This window comes from Gardnerella sp. DNF00038, assembly GCF_049262855.1.
Taxonomy (GTDB): domain Bacteria; phylum Actinomycetota; class Actinomycetes; order Actinomycetales; family Bifidobacteriaceae; genus Bifidobacterium; species Bifidobacterium vaginale.
The window spans coordinates 1,430,466-1,446,373 of record NZ_CP058407.1 but is presented as its reverse complement, the minus strand read 5'-3'; the positions used below and the strand labels follow the sequence as shown (position 1 = coordinate 1,446,373).

General features: G+C 48.7%; 27 protein-coding genes. All 27 read left to right on the top strand.

Features of this window, described 5'->3' with window-relative positions; translation table 11 throughout:
* The 27 genes from adhE to rpsM all read left to right on the top strand — a co-directional run bounded on the left by adhE (position 1) and on the right by rpsM (position 15,842).
* Positions 1–2,706, top strand: a complete 2,706-nt coding sequence (adhE, locus tag HXT19_RS05605) for a bifunctional acetaldehyde-CoA/alcohol dehydrogenase (protein WP_004573722.1) — start codon at positions 1–3, stop codon at positions 2,704–2,706.
* Positions 2,707–3,091: 385 nt separating this feature from the next.
* A complete protein-coding gene (gene rpsJ / locus HXT19_RS05600) occupies positions 3,092–3,400 on the top strand; it encodes a 30S ribosomal protein S10 (RefSeq protein ID WP_003808013.1) in 309 nt (102 codons plus the stop codon).
* Positions 3,401–3,415: 15 nt separating this feature from the next.
* Positions 3,416–4,066: a 50S ribosomal protein L3 gene (gene rplC / locus HXT19_RS05595; RefSeq protein WP_004116043.1), complete on the top strand. Its 651-nt coding sequence runs from the start codon at positions 3,416–3,418 to the stop codon at positions 4,064–4,066.
* Between the two features lie 5 nt (positions 4,067–4,071).
* Complete coding sequence (gene rplD, locus HXT19_RS05590) at positions 4,072–4,737, top strand: 50S ribosomal protein L4 (protein WP_004114353.1); 666 nt, start codon at positions 4,072–4,074, stop codon at positions 4,735–4,737.
* A gap of 5 nt (positions 4,738–4,742) precedes the next feature.
* The gene (rplW, locus tag HXT19_RS05585) at positions 4,743–5,039 is read left to right on the top strand and encodes a 50S ribosomal protein L23 (RefSeq protein ID WP_004114354.1); all 297 of its coding nucleotides are present in this window, start codon (positions 4,743–4,745) and stop codon (positions 5,037–5,039) included.
* Positions 5,040–5,073: 34 nt separating this feature from the next.
* Positions 5,074–5,904, top strand: a complete 831-nt coding sequence (gene rplB, locus HXT19_RS05580) for a 50S ribosomal protein L2 (protein ID WP_004114355.1) — start codon at positions 5,074–5,076, stop codon at positions 5,902–5,904.
* 15 nt (positions 5,905–5,919) lie between these two features.
* Complete coding sequence (gene rpsS, locus HXT19_RS05575) at positions 5,920–6,198, top strand: 30S ribosomal protein S19 (protein WP_004114357.1); 279 nt, start codon at positions 5,920–5,922, stop codon at positions 6,196–6,198.
* A 16-nt stretch (positions 6,199–6,214) separates the two neighbouring features.
* Positions 6,215–6,574: a 50S ribosomal protein L22 gene (gene rplV, locus HXT19_RS05570; protein ID WP_004114358.1), complete on the top strand. Its 360-nt coding sequence runs from the start codon at positions 6,215–6,217 to the stop codon at positions 6,572–6,574.
* 2 nt (positions 6,575–6,576) lie between these two features.
* Positions 6,577–7,392 carry a 30S ribosomal protein S3 gene (rpsC, locus tag HXT19_RS05565; RefSeq protein ID WP_004114360.1) on the top strand — a complete coding sequence of 272 codons (816 nt, stop codon included), beginning with the start codon at positions 6,577–6,579 and terminating at the stop codon, positions 7,390–7,392.
* Between the two features lie 4 nt (positions 7,393–7,396).
* Positions 7,397–7,816 carry a 50S ribosomal protein L16 gene (gene rplP / locus HXT19_RS05560; protein WP_004114362.1) on the top strand — a complete coding sequence of 140 codons (420 nt, stop codon included), beginning with the start codon at positions 7,397–7,399 and terminating at the stop codon, positions 7,814–7,816.
* On the top strand, positions 7,816–8,067 hold the full coding sequence (gene rpmC, locus HXT19_RS05555) for a 50S ribosomal protein L29 (protein WP_004105502.1): 252 nt from the start codon (positions 7,816–7,818) through the stop codon (positions 8,065–8,067). The genes rplP and rpmC overlap by 1 nt, the downstream gene beginning before the upstream one ends.
* 2 nt (positions 8,068–8,069) lie before the next feature.
* Entirely contained in the window at positions 8,070–8,336 is a 267-nt protein-coding gene (rpsQ, locus tag HXT19_RS05550) for a 30S ribosomal protein S17 (RefSeq protein WP_004114365.1), read from the top strand.
* A gap of 90 nt (positions 8,337–8,426) precedes the next feature.
* Complete coding sequence (gene rplN / locus HXT19_RS05545; RefSeq protein WP_004114366.1) at positions 8,427–8,795, top strand: 50S ribosomal protein L14; 369 nt, start codon at positions 8,427–8,429, stop codon at positions 8,793–8,795.
* Position 8,796: 1 nt separating this feature from the next.
* Positions 8,797–9,132, top strand: a complete 336-nt coding sequence (gene rplX, locus HXT19_RS05540) for a 50S ribosomal protein L24 (RefSeq protein ID WP_004114367.1) — start codon at positions 8,797–8,799, stop codon at positions 9,130–9,132.
* Complete coding sequence (gene rplE, locus HXT19_RS05535) at positions 9,129–9,701, top strand: 50S ribosomal protein L5 (RefSeq protein WP_004114368.1); 573 nt, start codon at positions 9,129–9,131, stop codon at positions 9,699–9,701. Before rplX ends, rplE begins: the two co-directional genes overlap by 4 nt.
* A gap of 1 nt (position 9,702) precedes the next feature.
* Positions 9,703–9,888 (top strand): type Z 30S ribosomal protein S14, encoded by a 186-nt coding sequence (locus HXT19_RS05530; RefSeq protein WP_004114370.1) that lies wholly within the window; start codon positions 9,703–9,705, stop codon positions 9,886–9,888.
* Between the two features lie 82 nt (positions 9,889–9,970).
* Positions 9,971–10,369 (top strand): 30S ribosomal protein S8, encoded by a 399-nt coding sequence (gene rpsH, locus HXT19_RS05525; protein WP_422119662.1) that lies wholly within the window; start codon positions 9,971–9,973, stop codon positions 10,367–10,369.
* 16 nt (positions 10,370–10,385) lie between these two features.
* On the top strand, positions 10,386–10,925 hold the full coding sequence (rplF, locus tag HXT19_RS05520) for a 50S ribosomal protein L6 (protein WP_004114374.1): 540 nt from the start codon (positions 10,386–10,388) through the stop codon (positions 10,923–10,925).
* A 1-nt stretch (position 10,926) separates the two neighbouring features.
* Complete coding sequence (gene rplR, locus HXT19_RS05515) at positions 10,927–11,298, top strand: 50S ribosomal protein L18 (RefSeq protein ID WP_004114376.1); 372 nt, start codon at positions 10,927–10,929, stop codon at positions 11,296–11,298.
* A complete protein-coding gene (rpsE, locus tag HXT19_RS05510) occupies positions 11,295–12,023 on the top strand; it encodes a 30S ribosomal protein S5 (RefSeq protein ID WP_004114377.1) in 729 nt (242 codons plus the stop codon). Before rplR ends, rpsE begins: the two co-directional genes overlap by 4 nt.
* Positions 12,023–12,205: a 50S ribosomal protein L30 gene (rpmD, locus tag HXT19_RS05505; protein ID WP_004114379.1), complete on the top strand. Its 183-nt coding sequence runs from the start codon at positions 12,023–12,025 to the stop codon at positions 12,203–12,205. Before rpsE ends, rpmD begins: the two co-directional genes overlap by 1 nt.
* A 2-nt stretch (positions 12,206–12,207) precedes the next feature.
* Positions 12,208–12,663, top strand: a complete 456-nt coding sequence (gene rplO, locus HXT19_RS05500; protein WP_004114381.1) for a 50S ribosomal protein L15 — start codon at positions 12,208–12,210, stop codon at positions 12,661–12,663.
* Positions 12,664–12,865: 202 nt separating this feature from the next.
* Positions 12,866–14,206: a preprotein translocase subunit SecY gene (gene secY / locus HXT19_RS05495; protein WP_422119661.1), complete on the top strand. Its 1,341-nt coding sequence runs from the start codon at positions 12,866–12,868 to the stop codon at positions 14,204–14,206.
* 63 nt (positions 14,207–14,269) lie between these two features.
* Complete coding sequence (locus HXT19_RS05490) at positions 14,270–14,830, top strand: adenylate kinase (RefSeq protein ID WP_004114385.1); 561 nt, start codon at positions 14,270–14,272, stop codon at positions 14,828–14,830.
* A 148-nt stretch (positions 14,831–14,978) separates the two neighbouring features.
* A complete protein-coding gene (infA, locus tag HXT19_RS05485; protein WP_004105485.1) occupies positions 14,979–15,197 on the top strand; it encodes a translation initiation factor IF-1 in 219 nt (72 codons plus the stop codon).
* A 21-nt stretch (positions 15,198–15,218) separates the two neighbouring features.
* Positions 15,219–15,332 (top strand): 50S ribosomal protein L36, encoded by a 114-nt coding sequence (gene rpmJ / locus HXT19_RS05480; protein ID WP_003842636.1) that lies wholly within the window; start codon positions 15,219–15,221, stop codon positions 15,330–15,332.
* A gap of 132 nt (positions 15,333–15,464) precedes the next feature.
* Positions 15,465–15,842: a 30S ribosomal protein S13 gene (gene rpsM, locus HXT19_RS05475; protein WP_004105472.1), complete on the top strand. Its 378-nt coding sequence runs from the start codon at positions 15,465–15,467 to the stop codon at positions 15,840–15,842.
* Positions 15,843–15,908: the final 66 nt, after the last annotated feature.

The following is a 15,908-nucleotide window of genomic DNA, read 5'->3' as shown; positions in this document are numbered from 1 at the left end:
ATGGCGCAGGCGCAAGAAAAGGCGCAAGAAACAGTGCTTGATGAAAAAGAGCAAGCCGCATTAGCAGCCAAACGAGAAGTAGATGAATTAGCTAAAAAAGCAAAGGTTGCTTTAGAAGAGTTTGAAAAATTAAATCAGGAGCAAGTAGACAGAATAGTAGCAAAAGCGTCTATTGCAGCGTTAAACAAGCATTTAGTCTTAGCAAAAATGGCTGTTGAAGAAACAGGCAGAGGATTAGTTGAAGATAAAGCCACAAAAAACATTTTTGCATGCGAGCATATTACCCATTATCTTGCAGGCCAGCGCACAGTAGGCATTATTCGCGAAGATGATGTTCTTGGAATCGATGAAATCGCTGAGCCAGTTGGCATAGTAGCAGGCGTGACTCCAGTCACAAACCCAACATCTACAGCCATTTTTAAATCGCTAATTGCTCTTAAAACTCGTTGCCCAATTATTTTTGGCTTCCATCCATTCGCTCAAAAATGCTCCGCAGAAGCGGCAAGAGTTGTGCGCGATGCAGCGATAGAAGCAGGCGCGCCAGAAAATTGCATTCAGTGGATTGAACATCCATCAATCGAAGCTACGGGAGCTTTAATGAAGCACCCAGATGTTGCAACAATTCTTGCAACAGGCGGTCCTGGAATGGTTAAAGCTGCTTATTCTTCGGGAAAGCCAGCACTTGGCGTTGGTGCAGGAAACGCTCCAGCATATGTTGATGCGGACGTAGATGTTGTGCGCGCTGCAAACGATTTGGTGCTTTCAAAGCATTTTGATTACGGTATGATTTGCGCAACAGAGCAGGCGATTATTGCGCATAAAGACGTGTATGAGCCATTGTTAAAGGAATTGAAGCGCAGAAAAGCATATTTCGTTAATGCCGATGAAAAAGCGAAACTTGAACAGTATATGTTTGGTTGCACTTCGTATTCAGGTCAAACTCCTAAGCTTAATTCAGTTGTTCCAGGAAAATCTCCTCAATATATTGCGCATGAAGCTGGATTTGAGATTCCAGAAGATGCTGTGATACTTATTGCCGAGTGCAAGGAAGTTGGCGAGATGGAGCCTCTAACAATGGAAAAGTTGGCTCCTGTTCATGCTTTGCTTCGCGCTGAAAATAAGGAACAAGGCTTTGAAATGTGCGAGAAGATGCTTGTTCACGGAGCTGGTCACACTGCTGTGATTCACACTAATAATCAGCAGCTTGCTCGCGAATATGGCAGCCGCATGCACGCTTGCCGAATCATTTGGAACTCCCCAGGATCTTTGGGTGGTGTTGGTGACATCTACAACGCAATCGCACCTTCTCTCACTTTAGGCTGTGGTTCTTATGGTGGAAACTCTGTTTCTGGAAATGTTCAAGCAGTAAATCTTATTAATATAAAGCGCATAGCGCGAAGGAATAATAATATGCAGTGGTTCAAGATTCCGGCCAAAACGTATTTTGAGCCGAATGCTGTTCGCTATTTGCGAGACATGTATGGCATTGAGCGCGCAGTTATTGTGTGCGATAAAGTTATGGAGCAGCTTGGCATTATAGACAAGGTAATTGATCAGCTTCGCGCTAGAGACAATCGCGTAACGTTTAGGATTATTGACTACGTTGAGCCAGAGCCAAGCGTTGAAACTGTTGAACGCGGCGCCGAAATGATGCGCGAAGAGTTCCAACCAGATACGATTATTGCTGTTGGCGGCGGATCTCCTATGGATGCTGCAAAAATTATGTGGCTTCTTTACGAGCATCCAGAAATTTCCTTCGCAGATTTGCGCGAAAAGTTCTTCGATATTAGAAAGCGCGCATTTAAGATTCCGCCTCTTGGTAAAAAGGCTTGCTTGATTTGTGTACCAACGTCTTCTGGAACAGGATCGGAAGTTACTCCGTTTGCAGTTATTACAGATCATAAGACTGGCTACAAGTACCCGATTACTGACTACGCAATTACGCCTTCAGTGGCAATCGTGGATCCAGTTTTGGCACGCACACAGCCTCGTCGCTTGGCTTGCGATTCTGGTTTTGACGCTTTGACGCACTCTATGGAAGCTTTTGCTTCTGTTTATGCTAACGACTTTACGGACGCAATGGCATTGCATGCAGCAAAGTTGATTTGGGATAATCTTAACGATTCTGTGAATTCCAATAATTCCGAACGCAAGATTCAAGCTCAAGAAAAAATGCATAATGCGGCTACTATGGCTGGAATGGCGTTTGGTTCGGCGTTCCTTGGTATGTGCCACGCAATGGCGCATACAATCGGAGCTTTGTGCCATGTTGCGCACGGCCACACGAATGCAATTTTGCTGCCTTATGTGATTCGCTACAATGGTCAAATTCCACAAGAGCCTACAAGCTGGCCAAAGTACAATCGCTACATCGCTCCGGAGCGATACCAGCAGATTGCAAAGAATCTTGGCATAGATCCTGGTAAAACTCCTCAAGAGGGCGTTGAGAATTTGGCGCGCGCTGTTGAAAATTATCGAGATAATCTTCTTAGTATGGATGCTTCGTTTAAGGCATGCGGTGTGGATGAAGAATACTATTGGTCTTTGTTGGATCAGATTGGCATGCGTGCTTACGAAGATCAGTGCGCTCCTGCAAATCCTCGTATTCCTCAAATCGAAGATATGAAAGATATTGCGATTGCAGCGTATTATGGTGTTTCCCAAGAAGAAGGACATCGTATGCGTTTGGAGCGCGAATCTAAGTAGAATCTAAGTAGAATCGAAATATTTTAGATCACGAATCTAAGTGATTTTCGAATGATTATTTAGATGATTATTGAATAATTATTGTATATTTAGTTGCAAATGGCAGAGGCTGCACTAGCTGTAGTTTCTGCCATTTTTCGTTGGAAAATAGCCGACACGCCCGATTTTTGTTAATCCAAGGTTGATGGTTTAATTACTTAGTTGCCTGTTTTTAAGGCTCGCATATTGTAATTCAAAAAAGCGAGCGCAGAAACAGAAATCGCAATTTTTGTTGATTTTTGTAGGCTGCGCACTGATGTGGAATGACCTTTAGTGTCTATTCTCCCGGTGCCCTTTAATACAGGTTGGTAAACAGTAAACGAATCGCTAGAAAGGGCGGACGGCAATGGCGGGACAGAAAATCCGCATCAGGCTTAAGTCCTATGACCATGAGGTCATCGACCAATCGGCGAAGAAAATCGTCGAGACGGTGACGAACGCGGGCGCCACAGTAGTGGGTCCGGTTCCTCTGCCGACCGAGAAGAACGTGTTTGTTGTTATCCGTTCTCCTCACAAATATAAGGATTCTCGCGAGCATTTCGAGATGCGCACTCATAAGCGCCTCATTGACATCGTTGATCCAACGCCAAAGGCTGTGGATTCTTTGATGCACATTGACCTGCCTGCGGATGTAAATATCGAGATTAAGCTGTAGGAAGGGGGGTAAATAATGTCGCAAAATAAGAATCGCACTGCTTTGCTCGGCCGTAAGCTGGGCATGAGCCAGGTTTGGGATGAAAACGGCCTTTTTGTCCCCGTAACTCTGGTTGAGGTTGCTACTAACGTAGTTACCGCTGTTAAGACCGAAGAAACTGACGGTTATTGCGCCGTACAGCTCGGTTATGGCCAGATTGATCCTACCAAGGTTACCAAGCCATTGGCTGGTCACTTTGCAAAGGCTGGCGTGACTCCTCGTCGTCACCTCGCTGAGGTGCGCACTGAAAATGCAGCAGATTACAAGCCAGGTCAAGAATTGACCGCTGAAGTATTTGCTGAAGGTGCCGAAGTCGACGTAACGGGTACTACAAAGGGTAAAGGCTTTGCTGGCACAATCAAGCGTTGGGGCTTCAAGTCTTACCGTCGTACTCACGGCTCGCACAAGAATGAACGTCGTCCAGGTTCTGTGGGCGCATGTGCAACTCCAAGCCGCATTTTGAAGGGCAAGCGTATGGCTGGTCGCATGGGTCATGTGACTTCTACTGCGCTCAACCTCACAATCGTTTCTTCGGATGTTGAGAACGGTATTTTAGCTATTAAGGGTGCTATTCCAGGACCTAAAGGTGCTATCGTTCTCGTCCGTTCGGCAGTGAAGGGAGCCTGATTTAAATGGCAAACGTAACTCTGAACGTAACTGACACCAAGGGCAATGCAAACGGAACTGTTGAAGCTCCTGCTGAGATTTTCGGCATCTCCAACGAAGACGTTTTGGCTCACGGTCCATTGGTTCATCAGGTCGTTATTGCTCAGCTTGCTGCTGCTCGACAGGGTACTCACGCGGTTAAGAATCGCGCTAATGTATCTGGCGGCGGTAAGAAGCCATGGAAGCAGAAGGGCACCGGACGTGCTCGTCAAGGCTCCATTCGTGCTCCACAGTGGGTGCATGGTGGCGTTGTACATGGTCCAGTTCCTCGCAAGTATGATCAGCGTACTCCAAAGAAGATGAAGGCAGCTGCTCTTCGTTATGCTCTTTCGGATCGTGCAAATGCTGGTCGCATTGCAGTTGTGGACTTTGGTATTAAGGATGTTCCATCCACCAAAGCAGCAGTTGCAGCACTTACACCAGTAACTAAGGATCAGTTCACCACTGTTGTTCTCTCTCGTGAAAACATCAATGAGTGGATGTCTGTTCGTAACATTCCAACGGTGCATGTGATCTTCGCTGATCAGCTCAACACCTACGATGTCATCACCGCTCAGTACGTAGTCTTCTCCAAGGAAGGTTTCGAAGCCTTCGTTGCAGCTAAGACCGAGCCTGAAGTTAAGGAGGCCTGATTTAAATGGTCGCAGTCCATAACCCAGCACATGACATCATTTTAAAGCCAGTTGTTTCTGAAAAAAGCTATGCAGCTTCCGATCGTGGTCAGTACACCTTCGTGGTAGCTCCAAATGCTAACAAGGTTCAGATCAAGCAGGCTATCGAAGAAATCTTCAAAGTCAAGGTAACGAATGTTAACACCTTGAATCGCGCTGGCAAGCTTAAGCGCTCTCGCACCGGCTTCGGTCGTCGTGTGAATCAGAAGCGTGCTATTGTCACCGTGGCACAGGGCCAGACAATCGATATCTTTGGTAACTGAAGGCTAGCCGAGAAAAGTAAAGGAATACTACATTATGGCTATCCGCGTTTATAAGCCTACGACTGCAGGACGTCGTAACGCATCCGTTTCGGACTTCTCCGAGATTACGCGTTCCACTCCTGAAAAGTCGTTGGTACGCAAACTCAGCAAAACTGGCGGTCGTAACTCTTACGGTCGCATGACTTCCCGCCATCGCGGCGGCGGACACAAGCGTCAGTATCGTCTCATCGATTTTAAGCGTTGGGACAAGGATGGCGTGCCAGCAAAGGTTGCTCATATTGAGTATGACCCTAATCGTTCCGCTCGCATCGCATTGTTGCATTATGCAGATGGTGAGAAGCGCTACATTATCGCTCCTGAAGGCATTTCCCAGGGAGATGTTATTGAGACTGGCGCCCAGGCTGATATTAAGCCAGGCAACAACTTGCCTCTTAAGAACATCCCAACTGGTACCGTGGTGCACGCAATCGAGCTTCGTCCACTTGGTGGCGCAAAGATTGCACGCTCCGCAGGTGCTGCCGTTCAGCTCGTAGCTAAGGATGGCGCTTACGCTCAGTTGCGTATGCCATCCGGCGAAATTCGTAACGTGGACGCTCGTTGCCGCGCTACAATCGGCGAGGTTGGCAACTCTGACCACGCTAATATCGAGCTTGGTAAGGCAGGTCGTGCTCGTTGGCTTGGTCGCAGGCCAATCACCCGAGGCGAATCTATGAACCCTGTTGATCACCCTCATGGTGGTCGTACCCGTGGTGGTAAACCACCTGTTTCTCCATGGGGCAAGGGCGAGGTTCGTACCCGCCGTCCGAAGAAGGCTTCGAACAAGATGATTGTTCGTCGTCGTCCGAATGGTAAGAACCGCAAGTAAGGGAGTGTCGAACAGATGACTCGTAGCATCAAGAAGGGCCCTTTCGTCGACGCCCACTTACAGAAGAAAGTCGACGAACAAAACGACAAGGGCACGCATAACGTCATCAAGACGTGGTCGCGTCGTTCGATGATCACTCCTGATTTCATTGGACACACCTTTGCCGTACACGATGGCCGCAAGCATGTGCCGGTATTCGTTACCGAAGCAATGGTTGGTCATAAGCTCGGTGAATTCGCCCCAACCAAGACCTTCAAGGGTCATGTGAAGGACGACAAGAAAGCACGCCGCTAAAGGAGAGTTAGGACACATGGAAGCTAAAGCAATCGCTCGTCACGTACGTGTGACGCCGCGCAAGGCTCGCCGCATGGTCGACCTCATCCGAGGCAAGCGTGCAAGCGAAGCTATTACCATTTTGAAGTTTGCTCCTCAGGACGCATCTTTACCAGTGCGTAAGGTTCTTGAAAGCGCGATCGCTAACGCTCGCGTTAAGGCTGAAAAGGCTGGAGAACCATTCCGTGAGCAAGACTTGGTCATCAAGGAAACCTATGTGGATGAGGGTGTAACGCTTAAGCGTTTCCGCGCTCGTGCACAAGGTCGCGCTGCGCGCATTAACAAGCGCACAAGCCATATCACTGTTATCGTCTCGCTTAAGGAAGGGGATCGCTAAAGATGGGTCAGAAGATCAATCCTTTCGGCTATCGCCTGGGCATTACCGAGAATCATCGCTCTAGGTGGTTCTCTGATTCTACTAAAGCCGGCGAGCGTTACCGTGACTTCGTCCTTGAGGATGACAAGATTCGCAAGGAAATGAGCCATGACCTCGAACGTGCAGGCGTGTCCCGCATCGTTATCGAGCGTACTCGTGACCGCGTTCGTGTTGATATTCACACCGCTCGTCCAGGTATTATTATCGGTCGTCGTGGCGCAGAAGCCGAGCGTGTTCGTGCAAAGCTTGAGAAGCTCACTGGTAAGCAAGTACAGCTCAACATTTTCGAAGTGAAGAATGCTGCACTTGACGCTCAATTGGTTGCTCAGGGAATTGCGGAACAGTTAACCAATCGCGTTACATTCCGTCGCGCTATGCGTAAAGCACAGCAGGATGCAATGCGCGCAGGTGCAAAGGGTATCCGTATTAAGCTCTCTGGTCGTCTTGGTGGCGCCGAAATGAGCCGTTCTGAGTTCTATCGTGAGGGTCGCGTTCCACTGCAGACCCTGCGTGCCCTTATTGATTACGGCTTCTTTGAAGCTAAGACTACCTACGGCCGTATCGGCGTAAAGGTATGGATTTATAAGGGTGATATGACCGAGCGTGAGTTCGAAGAGCAGCAGGCCCAGCAGGGTAAGCGTGAAGGTCGCCGTGGCGATCGTCGTCCACGTCGTGGCGCACGCTCTGCCAACCAGCAGAAGGCTGCCGAAGCACAGGCTGAGAAGCCAGCTGAAGCTGCAGCTGCTGAAGCTCCTGCCGCAACGGAAACGAAGGAGTGAGCAGATGCTTATCCCAAAAAGGACTAAATATCGCAAGCAGCACCGTCCTACCCGTAGCGGCATGTCTAAGGGTGGAACCGCTATCGCTTTCGGCGATTTCGGTATTCAGGCGCTGGCTCCGGCGTACATCACTAACCGTCAGATCGAGGCAGCCCGTATCGCAATGACCCGCTATATTAAGCGTGGTGGTCGCGTGTGGATTACGGTTTTCCCTGATCGTCCATTAACCAAGCACCCGCTTGGTGCACGAATGGGTTCCGGTAAAGGCGCTCCAGAATTCTGGATTGCTAACATCCATCCAGGTCGTGTAATGTTCGAGATCGGTGGTGTTTCTGAGGACGTCGCTCGCGAGGCTTTGCGCCGCGCTATCGACAAGCTCCCAATGAAATGCCGTGTTATTGCGCGTGAAGGCGGTGACATCTGATGCCAGTCGGAACTGCAGACTACACCATCAAGAATTTAAACGAGAAGACTAATGCTGAAATCGAAGGCTTCTTAAAGAAGTCTAAGGAAGAGCTTTTTAACTTGCGCTTCCAGGCAGCAACTGGTCAACTCGAAAACAGCGCTCGCCTCAAGGCGGTCAAGCACGACATAGCCAGGATGTATACTATCCTGCGTGAGCGTGAACTCGGCATCAGCCAAGAGCCTGGCGCCACTGAGGTCAAGGAGAAGTAAGCATGGCTGAGAACCAAGAGCGCAACTTCCGCAAGGTTCGTCGCGGCTACGTCGTGTCCGAGGCCATGGACAAGACAATTGCCGTGGAGCTGGAGCAGCGTTCGACACACCCACTTTACGGTAAAGTCGTCCGCTCCACACGCAAGGTCAAGGCACATGATGAACACAATGAGGCGCATATTGGCGATCTCGTGAGTATCATGGAAACTCGGCCTTTGAGCAAGACCAAGCGTTGGCGTCTCGACTCGATTATCGAGCGCGCCAAGTAAACAAGTTCAGCAAGGCTCCGCGCTTCACCTGTGCCTGTTGTTTAGTAGGTACGGGTGAGCGGGGAGAACCAGCTCGACTAAGGAGAATCAATGATTCAGCAGGAAACGCGGCTTCATGTCGCCGACAACACGGGTGCTAAGGAATTGCTTGCCATCCGCGTGCTCGGTGGATCGAAGCGACGCTATGCCGGCATCGGCGACATCATCGTCGCCTCCGTTAAGGATGCTATTCCTGGCGGGTCGGTCAAGAAAGGCGACGTAGTTAAAGCTGTCGTCGTCCGTACTGTCAAGGAACATCGTCGTGTTGATGGTTCCTATATTAAGTTCGACGAGAACGCCGCTGTTATTCTCGGCTCTGGCCGTGAACCAAAGGGCACTCGTATCTTTGGACCAGTCGGTCGTGAATTGCGTGATAAGCGCTTCATGAAGATTGTGTCCCTCGCCCCGGAGGTGATCTGAGATGGTAGCCAAGATTAAGTCCGGCGACCAGGTAAAGGTTATCCGCGGCAAGGATCGCGGTAAGGAAGGCAAAGTACTTCGTGTACTCGCCGAAGACCGTTTGATCGTCGAGGGTGTTCAGGTTGTTAAGAAGCATGTGCGTGCTACCCAGCAGGGTCAGCAGGCAGGCATCGTCTCTGTTGAGGCTCCAATTCACCGTTCTAACGTTATGGTGATTGACCCAGAGACCAAGCAACCAACCCGCGTGGGCGTGATTGTTAAGCAAGAAGCTCGCGACGGCAAAGTAAAGACCGTGCGCGTGCGTGTAGCTAAGAAGTCCGGAAAGGAGCTGGCATGACCGATACTACAGTTGAGGCGCCGGCAACTCCGCGCTTAAAGCAGCAATACAATGATCAAATCGTTCCAGCTTTGGAAAAGGAATTTGGCCACACTAATCCTATGCAGGTGGCTCGTTTGCAGAAGGTCGTCGTCTCTATGGGCGTTGGCGCTGCAGCTCGCGATTCCAAGCTTATCGAAGGTGCGATTAAGGATCTCACTTTGATCACTGGTCAGAAGCCAAAGGTTACTAAGGCTAAGAAGTCTGTTGCGCAGTTCCATTTGCGCGAAGGTCAGGCTATTGGCGCTTACGTAACTCTTCGTGGTGATCGTATGTGGGAATTCTTGGATCGTTTGCTCACTCTGGCTTTGCCACGTATCCGCGATTTCCGTGGTATTAATGGCAACCAGTTCGACGGTCAGGGTAACTATAACTTTGGTCTTACGGAGCAGTCAATGTTCCACGAGATTGATCCTGATTCGATTGATCATCAGCGTGGTATGGACATCACCGTGGTGACCACCACCAAGGACGATGTGGAAGCGAAGTCGCTACTTAAGCACCTCGGTTTCCCATTCAAGGAGAACTGATATGGCAAAAACCGCTCTGAAAAACAAGGCGGCCGCTAAGCCGAAGTTCAAGGTGCGCGCTTATACGCGTTGCCAGGTTTGTGGTCGTCCTCACTCCGTGTATCGCAAGTTCGGTCTGTGCCGTGTATGCCTTCGTGAAAAGGCACATCGCGGTGAGTTGCCGGGTGTTACGAAGTCCAGTTGGTAAATATCGACGCTGAAGGTCCACTGCTTTAAGAATAACTAAAACAGGCGGTGGAAACCACGGCGAGAAAGGGCGTTAGCCCAACATGACAATGACAGATCCTATCGCAGACATGTTGACACGTCTGCGTAATGCGAGCGCGGCAAAGCACGATACCGTGGAAATGCCGTACTCCAAGTTCAAGGCGAATATCGCCGAGATTCTGAAGCGTGAAGGCTATATTAAAGACTTTGCTGCTAAGGAAGCCAAGGTTGGACAGACTTTGGAAGTCATATTAAAGTATGGCTCCAATGGTCAGCGTTCCATCCAGGGAATCAAGCGCATTTCTAAGCCAGGCTTGCGTCGTTACGCAAAGTCTGATTCTTTGCCTATGCCTCTTGGTGGTCTCGGTATCGCTATTATCTCGACCAGCTCGGGATTGTTGACTCAGAAGGAATGCCTCGACAGAGGCATTGGCGGCGAAATCGTCGCCTACGTATGGTGAGAAAGGAGAGCTGAAAATGGCATCGCATATTGGTAAGCTCCCCGTCGACATTCCTGCAGGCGTGGAAGTAAAGATTGAAGGTCAGTCCTTTAGTGCTAAGGGCGCTAAGGGTTCTGATTCCTATGTAATTCCAGAAGGTATTACCGCTGAAGTTGCTGATGGCAAGATCGTTTTAACCCCAGCTGATGATTTGCGTCCAACTCGTGCAAAGCACGGTTTGGCTCGTGCAATCGTAGCGTCCATGGTTAAGGGTGTGCATGAAGGCTACACCAAGACTTTGGACATTGTTGGAACTGGTTATCGTGCTGTGATGAAGGGTAAGGGCATTGAGTTCTCACTCGGATATTCTCACACTATTACCGTTCAGCCACCTGAGGGTATTGAGTTTGAATTGCCAAACGCAAATCAGGTAATCGTCAAGGGTACTGACAAGCAGGCCGTTGGTCAGGCTGCCGCTAACATTCGCAAGCTGCGTGCTCCAGAACCTTATAAGGGTAAGGGCATTAAGTACAGCGATGAGCGTATTTTGCGCAAGGCTGGAAAGGCTGGTAAGTGATATGAGCGTTAAGATTTTCGGTAAGGGTACCAAAGTCGCGCGTTTGCGTCGTCACGCCCGTCTTCGTAAGCGCATTTCTGGCACTCCAGAGCGCCCACGTTTGGTAGTTTCTCGTTCTAACCGTCACATGGTTGCTCAGATTGTGGATGACACTAAGGGTCTTACCCTTGTAAGCGCTTCCACCTTGACTTCTGACTTCGCTGGTTTTACTGGTACGAAGACTGAAGCTGCTACCAAGGTTGGCGAGTTAATCGCTGCCAAGGCGAAGGAAGCGGGTATTACCGCTGTAATCTTCGATCGTGGCGGTAATAAGTATCATGGTCGCGTCGCAGCAGTAGCTGAAGGCGCCCGTCAGGGAGGTCTAGCACTGTGAGCGATAACGAAAAGGAAACCCAAGTGGCTGAAGAAACTCAGAACACTCAGGCATCCGCCGAGGAGCGTACTGACGATCGCCGTTCCCGTCGCTCTAAGGGCGAAGGTAAGCGCGGAGAGCGTCGTAACCGTCGTGAAGAAAACCGCGGCGAAGAGCTTCTGGATCGCGTAGTTACTATTAACCGTGTTTCCAAGACTCACAAGGGTGGTCGTACCTTTAGCTTTGCAGCACTTGTTGTTGTTGGCGACGGTAAGGGCACTGTTGGTGTTGGCTACGGTAAGTCTCGCGAAGTTCCAGCAGCTATCGCTAAGGGTCAGCTTGATGCTAAGAAGCATATGTTCACTGTTCCACGTATTCGTGGTACCGTAACCCACCCTGTGTTGGGTCACGATGCTGCTGGCACAGTTTTGCTTCGTCCAGCTGCTCCAGGTACTGGTGTAATTGCTGGTGGCGCTGTGCGTGCTGTTATGGAGTGCGCTGGCATTACCGATATCCTCACCAAGTCCATGGGCTCTGCAACCGCTGTTAACGTGGTTCGCGCTACTGTGGATGCTTTGAAGAAGCTTGAAGAGCCAGAGGAGATTTGCGCTCGTCGTGGACTTTCCCTCGAGGAAGTTGCACCAGACGCATTGCTTCGTGAGCGCGCTGCAGGCATTGCCGAAGCTCGCAAGGCTCGTGAAGAAGCTCAGGCTGCTAAGGCTGCCCAAGCAAAGGATGGTGAGTGATGGCTAACTTGAAGATCACTCTGGTGCACGGTTTGGTTCATTCCACCGAGCGTCAGCGCGCGAACGTTCAAACTCTCGGTCTTCACAAGATTGGCCAGAGCGTTGTTCGCGAGGACAATCCAGTCAATCGTGGCTTGGTTATGGCCGTTCGCCACTTGCTGAGCGTTGAGGAGGTTGACTGATTATGGCTAATGAAGAACCAATGTTGCACATGCACACGTTGCGTCCAGCTCCAGGAGCTAAGAAGGATCGCATTCGCGTGGGTCGTGGTGAAGGCTCTAAGGGTAAGACTTCGGGTCGTGGCGATAAGGGTACGAAGAAGCGTTACCAAGTTCGTCCAGGCTTTGAAGGCGGCCAGCTTCCACTTTACATGCGTTTGCCTAAGCTTCGTGGCTTTAAGAGCCCATTCAAGAAAGAGTTCCAGGTTGTTAATGTTGCAGCCCTCGAAGAGCTCTTCCCAAATGGTGGCGAAGTTACTGTTGCTGATTTGGTAGTTAAGGGCGCTGTGCGTGATGGTTACCCAGTTAAGGTTTTGGGTGATGGCGATCTTAAGGTTGCTTTGACTCTTAAGGGAGTTAAAGCTTCTGCATCTGCTAAGGCCAAGATTGAAGCTGCTGGTGGCTCTGTTAGCGAAGAGTAATGTACTCAGCTGATAATGCTAATTAACGCAGTGATTTGACTGTTTAATAATCCCTCTAGTTTTGGCTGGAGGGATTATTTTTTATTGTCTAAACTCACGGAATGACTGTATCGGTATGCACCGTGATATAAACTATTGCCTCAGAGTTTGTTTTTTTACTGTTGCGCCTAGATCGTAGCGCAAAAAAGGGAGGAAGACCCAGGTGAAAACGTTAATCCAGGCCTTCAGGACGAAGGAGTTGAGGAATAAGATCCTCTTCGTCTTCGCAATGATTATCATCTACAGAATTGGTTCCTTTATTCCAATTCCTGGCGTTGATTACAAAGTTATACGTGCTTGCACAGCTAAGCTTGCCTCTTCTAGTGAAAACTTTATTGGTTTGGTGAACCTGTTCTCTGGTGGTTCGCTTTTGCAGCTGTCTATTTTTGCATTGGGCGTTATGCCTTATATTACGGCGTCTATTGTTATTCAGCTGCTTAGGGTTGTGATTCCTCGTTTTGAGGCTCTTCACAAGGAAGGTCAGTCTGGAGAAACAAAGCTTACTCAGTACACTCGTTATTTGACTATTGGCTTGGCAATTTTACAGTCCACAACCATTTTGGTTACTGCACGTTCTGGTGCACTATTTAATTATCAGTGTGGTCAGGTTATTCCAGATGGCTCTATGTGGAGCTTACTGGTTATGGTTTTGATTATGACTGGTGGCACTGGTTTGATCATGTGGATGGCAGAACTTATTACGGATAAGGGTATTGGTCAGGGCATGTCAGTGTTAATCTTCATGTCTATCTGCTCTGGCTTCCTTCCAAAGCTGTGGGAAATTGGTTGGGGAACCAATGGTACTAATGGCGATTGGACCAAGTTCTCTATTGTCGGTGGCGTTCTGCTTGTAATTCTTATTTTTGTTGATTTCGTGGAGCTTGCTCAGCGTAGAATTCCTGTACAGTATACGCGCCGAATGATTGGTCGTAAGATGTATGGCGGTTCTTCTACATACTTACCTCTTAAGGTCAATATGAGTGGTGTTATCCCACCAATTTTTGCATCCTCGATTCTTGCTATTCCAACTCTTCTTGCTCAGTTCGGTGATAGTCGTAAGGATTGGGTGCGTTGGATTAATGTCAATTTAGCAAACTCTACTTCTGTGTGGTACATAGCCTTGTACACAGTTATGATTGTGTTCTTCTGCTTCTTCTACACTGAGATTACTTTTAATCCAGATGAAACTGCAGATAACATGAAGGAATACGGCGGTTTTATTCCAGGTATTCGTGCTGGTAGTGCTACAAGTCGCTATCTTAGCTATGTCATGAATAGATTAAACACTGTTGGTGCTGTCTATTTGCTATTCGTAGCGTTGATTCCAACAGTTTTGATTATGTCTTTGCACCTTAATATGAAGCTTCCATTTGGTGGTACTACGATTCTTATTATCGCAGGTGTTGGTTTGGATACTTTGCGTCAAGCCAAGGCTCAGACCGAGCAGTTCCAATATGCTGGATTCTTGTTTGATCATAACGATAGTAAGCAAGTTGCTAAATAGTATTACTAGATAGGTTTTGTTGTTAAGATTTGCGATGGAGCATAAAGAAACAAGGAGATTAATATGCGATTGCTAATTATGGGACCACAGGGCGTTGGTAAGGGCACTCAGGCTGCTTTGCTTGCAGAGCATTATGGGATTCCTGCTATTTCTACTGGCGATATTTTCCGTTACAACTTGAAGAATCAAACGGAGCTTGGTAAGAAGGTTCAGGGTTATCTTGATAAGGGTGAGCTTGTTCCAGATGAATTGACAAATAGCATTGTTAAGGATCGTCTTGCTCAGGATGATGCTAAGAATGGCTGGATTCTTGATGGATATCCACGTAATGCGTCTCAGGTTAAGGCTTTGGATCTTATGCTTGAGGAGCTTGGTACTCCTTTGGATCACGTTGTTGCTCTTGAAGCGGAGCGTGAGGTTTTGCTTGAGCGTATGAAGAAGCGCGCAATTGAGCAGGGTCGTTCAGATGATACTCCTGAGGTAATTGCTACTCGTTTGGAAACTTACGAGAAGGAAACTGCTCCTCTTCTTGATATTTATGAAAGCCGTGGTCAGCTTGTTGAGGTTGATGGTGTTGGCGATATTGCTGAAATCAACAATCGCATAGTTGAGTCTTTGGTATGAGATTTATTTAAAATTTAGATTTTCTCGTATTTATAATGCGCCTTTTGCGACACGCCGAGTGTTGTATTGGGCGCATTTACTGTATCATAGAAGATTGGCGTGTCTTCGGATACGTAAAGTAGTACGTCCAAGGAACGGAACGAGGCTCATGGCAAAAGACGGTGTGATTGAAGTCGAAGGCACGGTAGTTGAAGCACTGCCAAACGCGATGTTTCGCGTTCAGCTTGAGAACGAGCACATTGTACTGGCTACGATTTCTGGAAAGATGCGTAAGAATTATATTCGTATTCTTCCTCAAGATCGTGTTGTGCTGGAGATGAGCCCTTATGATTTGAACCGTGGTCGTATTACGTACCGCTATAAGTAAAGGTACAAGCAAAGGAAAACCATGAAGGTCAGCCCTAGCGTGAAGAGGATCTGCGAAAATTGCCGCGTGATCCGCCGTCACGGTCGCGTCATGGTGATTTGCATCAACCCACGTCATAAGCAGCGTCAGGGCTGAGTGGATCCCCACCGCGAAGATAAAGGATAAGGCGCTAAGTCGCAGCTAAAGCTGAACCCTGGGTGCGCAGGCCCAGGCCGCAGGATTGCGGGAGACTTGGTGCACGACCTGCGTAATAGTAAAGGAATTACAATGGCACGTCTTGCCGGAGTAGATATTCCCAATGAGAAGCGCATTGAGATTGCCCTCACCTACATTTTTGGTGTAGGCCGTACTCGCGCTAAGGAAACGCTTGCCGCGACCGGTGTTAATCCGGATACTCGCGTCAAGGATCTTACGGATGAACAGTTAATCACTTTGCGTGATTATCTTGAAGCTAATTATAAGATTGAAGGCGATTTGCGTCGTGAAATCGATGCAGACATTCGTCGTAAGATTCAGATCAACTGCTATCAAGGCCAGCGTCATCGCAAGGGTCTTCCTGTGCGTGGTCAGCGTACTAAGACTAATGCTCGTACTCGTAAGGGTCCGAAGCGTACTGTCGCCGGGAAGAAGAAGGCCACCAGATAGTAGTCGGTGGTCGGCTCTAGGCCACGAGTTAATTCTCATCGCCTAGACATACCAACTAATTCGTCA

Bases quoted from the DNA above. Each gene is read 5' to 3' on its own strand.
- rpmC (WP_004105502.1), top strand. From the start codon at position 7,816: ATGCCAGTCGGAACTGCAGACTACACCATCAAGAATTTAAACGAGAAG.
- rplF (WP_004114374.1), top strand. From the start codon at position 10,386: ATGGCATCGCATATTGGTAAGCTCCCCGTCGACATTCCTGCAGGCGTG.
- rpsM (WP_004105472.1), top strand. From the start codon at position 15,465: ATGGCACGTCTTGCCGGAGTAGATATTCCCAATGAGAAGCGCATTGAG.
- rpsC (WP_004114360.1), top strand. From the start codon at position 6,577: ATGGGTCAGAAGATCAATCCTTTCGGCTATCGCCTGGGCATTACCGAG.
- rpsQ (WP_004114365.1), top strand. From the start codon at position 8,070: ATGGCTGAGAACCAAGAGCGCAACTTCCGCAAGGTTCGTCGCGGCTAC.
- rplR (WP_004114376.1), top strand. From the start codon at position 10,927: ATGAGCGTTAAGATTTTCGGTAAGGGTACCAAAGTCGCGCGTTTGCGT.
- rplX (WP_004114367.1), top strand. From the start codon at position 8,797: ATGGTAGCCAAGATTAAGTCCGGCGACCAGGTAAAGGTTATCCGCGGC.
- rpmJ (WP_003842636.1), top strand. From the start codon at position 15,219: ATGAAGGTCAGCCCTAGCGTGAAGAGGATCTGCGAAAATTGCCGCGTG.
- HXT19_RS05530 (WP_004114370.1), top strand. From the start codon at position 9,703: ATGGCAAAAACCGCTCTGAAAAACAAGGCGGCCGCTAAGCCGAAGTTC.
- rplW (WP_004114354.1), top strand. From the start codon at position 4,743: ATGGTCGCAGTCCATAACCCAGCACATGACATCATTTTAAAGCCAGTT.
- HXT19_RS05490 (WP_004114385.1), top strand. From the start codon at position 14,270: ATGCGATTGCTAATTATGGGACCACAGGGCGTTGGTAAGGGCACTCAG.
- rpsJ (WP_003808013.1), top strand. From the start codon at position 3,092: ATGGCGGGACAGAAAATCCGCATCAGGCTTAAGTCCTATGACCATGAG.
- adhE (WP_004573722.1), top strand. From the start codon at position 1: ATGGCGCAGGCGCAAGAAAAGGCGCAAGAAACAGTGCTTGATGAAAAA.
- rplE (WP_004114368.1), top strand. From the start codon at position 9,129: ATGACCGATACTACAGTTGAGGCGCCGGCAACTCCGCGCTTAAAGCAG.
- rpmD (WP_004114379.1), top strand. From the start codon at position 12,023: ATGGCTAACTTGAAGATCACTCTGGTGCACGGTTTGGTTCATTCCACC.
- rplC (WP_004116043.1), top strand. From the start codon at position 3,416: ATGTCGCAAAATAAGAATCGCACTGCTTTGCTCGGCCGTAAGCTGGGC.
- infA (WP_004105485.1), top strand. From the start codon at position 14,979: ATGGCAAAAGACGGTGTGATTGAAGTCGAAGGCACGGTAGTTGAAGCA.
- rplO (WP_004114381.1), top strand. From the start codon at position 12,208: ATGGCTAATGAAGAACCAATGTTGCACATGCACACGTTGCGTCCAGCT.
- rplD (WP_004114353.1), top strand. From the start codon at position 4,072: ATGGCAAACGTAACTCTGAACGTAACTGACACCAAGGGCAATGCAAAC.
- rpsS (WP_004114357.1), top strand. From the start codon at position 5,920: ATGACTCGTAGCATCAAGAAGGGCCCTTTCGTCGACGCCCACTTACAG.
- rplV (WP_004114358.1), top strand. From the start codon at position 6,215: ATGGAAGCTAAAGCAATCGCTCGTCACGTACGTGTGACGCCGCGCAAG.
- rpsH (WP_422119662.1), top strand. From the start codon at position 9,971: ATGACAATGACAGATCCTATCGCAGACATGTTGACACGTCTGCGTAAT.
- rplN (WP_004114366.1), top strand. From the start codon at position 8,427: ATGATTCAGCAGGAAACGCGGCTTCATGTCGCCGACAACACGGGTGCT.
- rplP (WP_004114362.1), top strand. From the start codon at position 7,397: ATGCTTATCCCAAAAAGGACTAAATATCGCAAGCAGCACCGTCCTACC.
- rplB (WP_004114355.1), top strand. From the start codon at position 5,074: ATGGCTATCCGCGTTTATAAGCCTACGACTGCAGGACGTCGTAACGCA.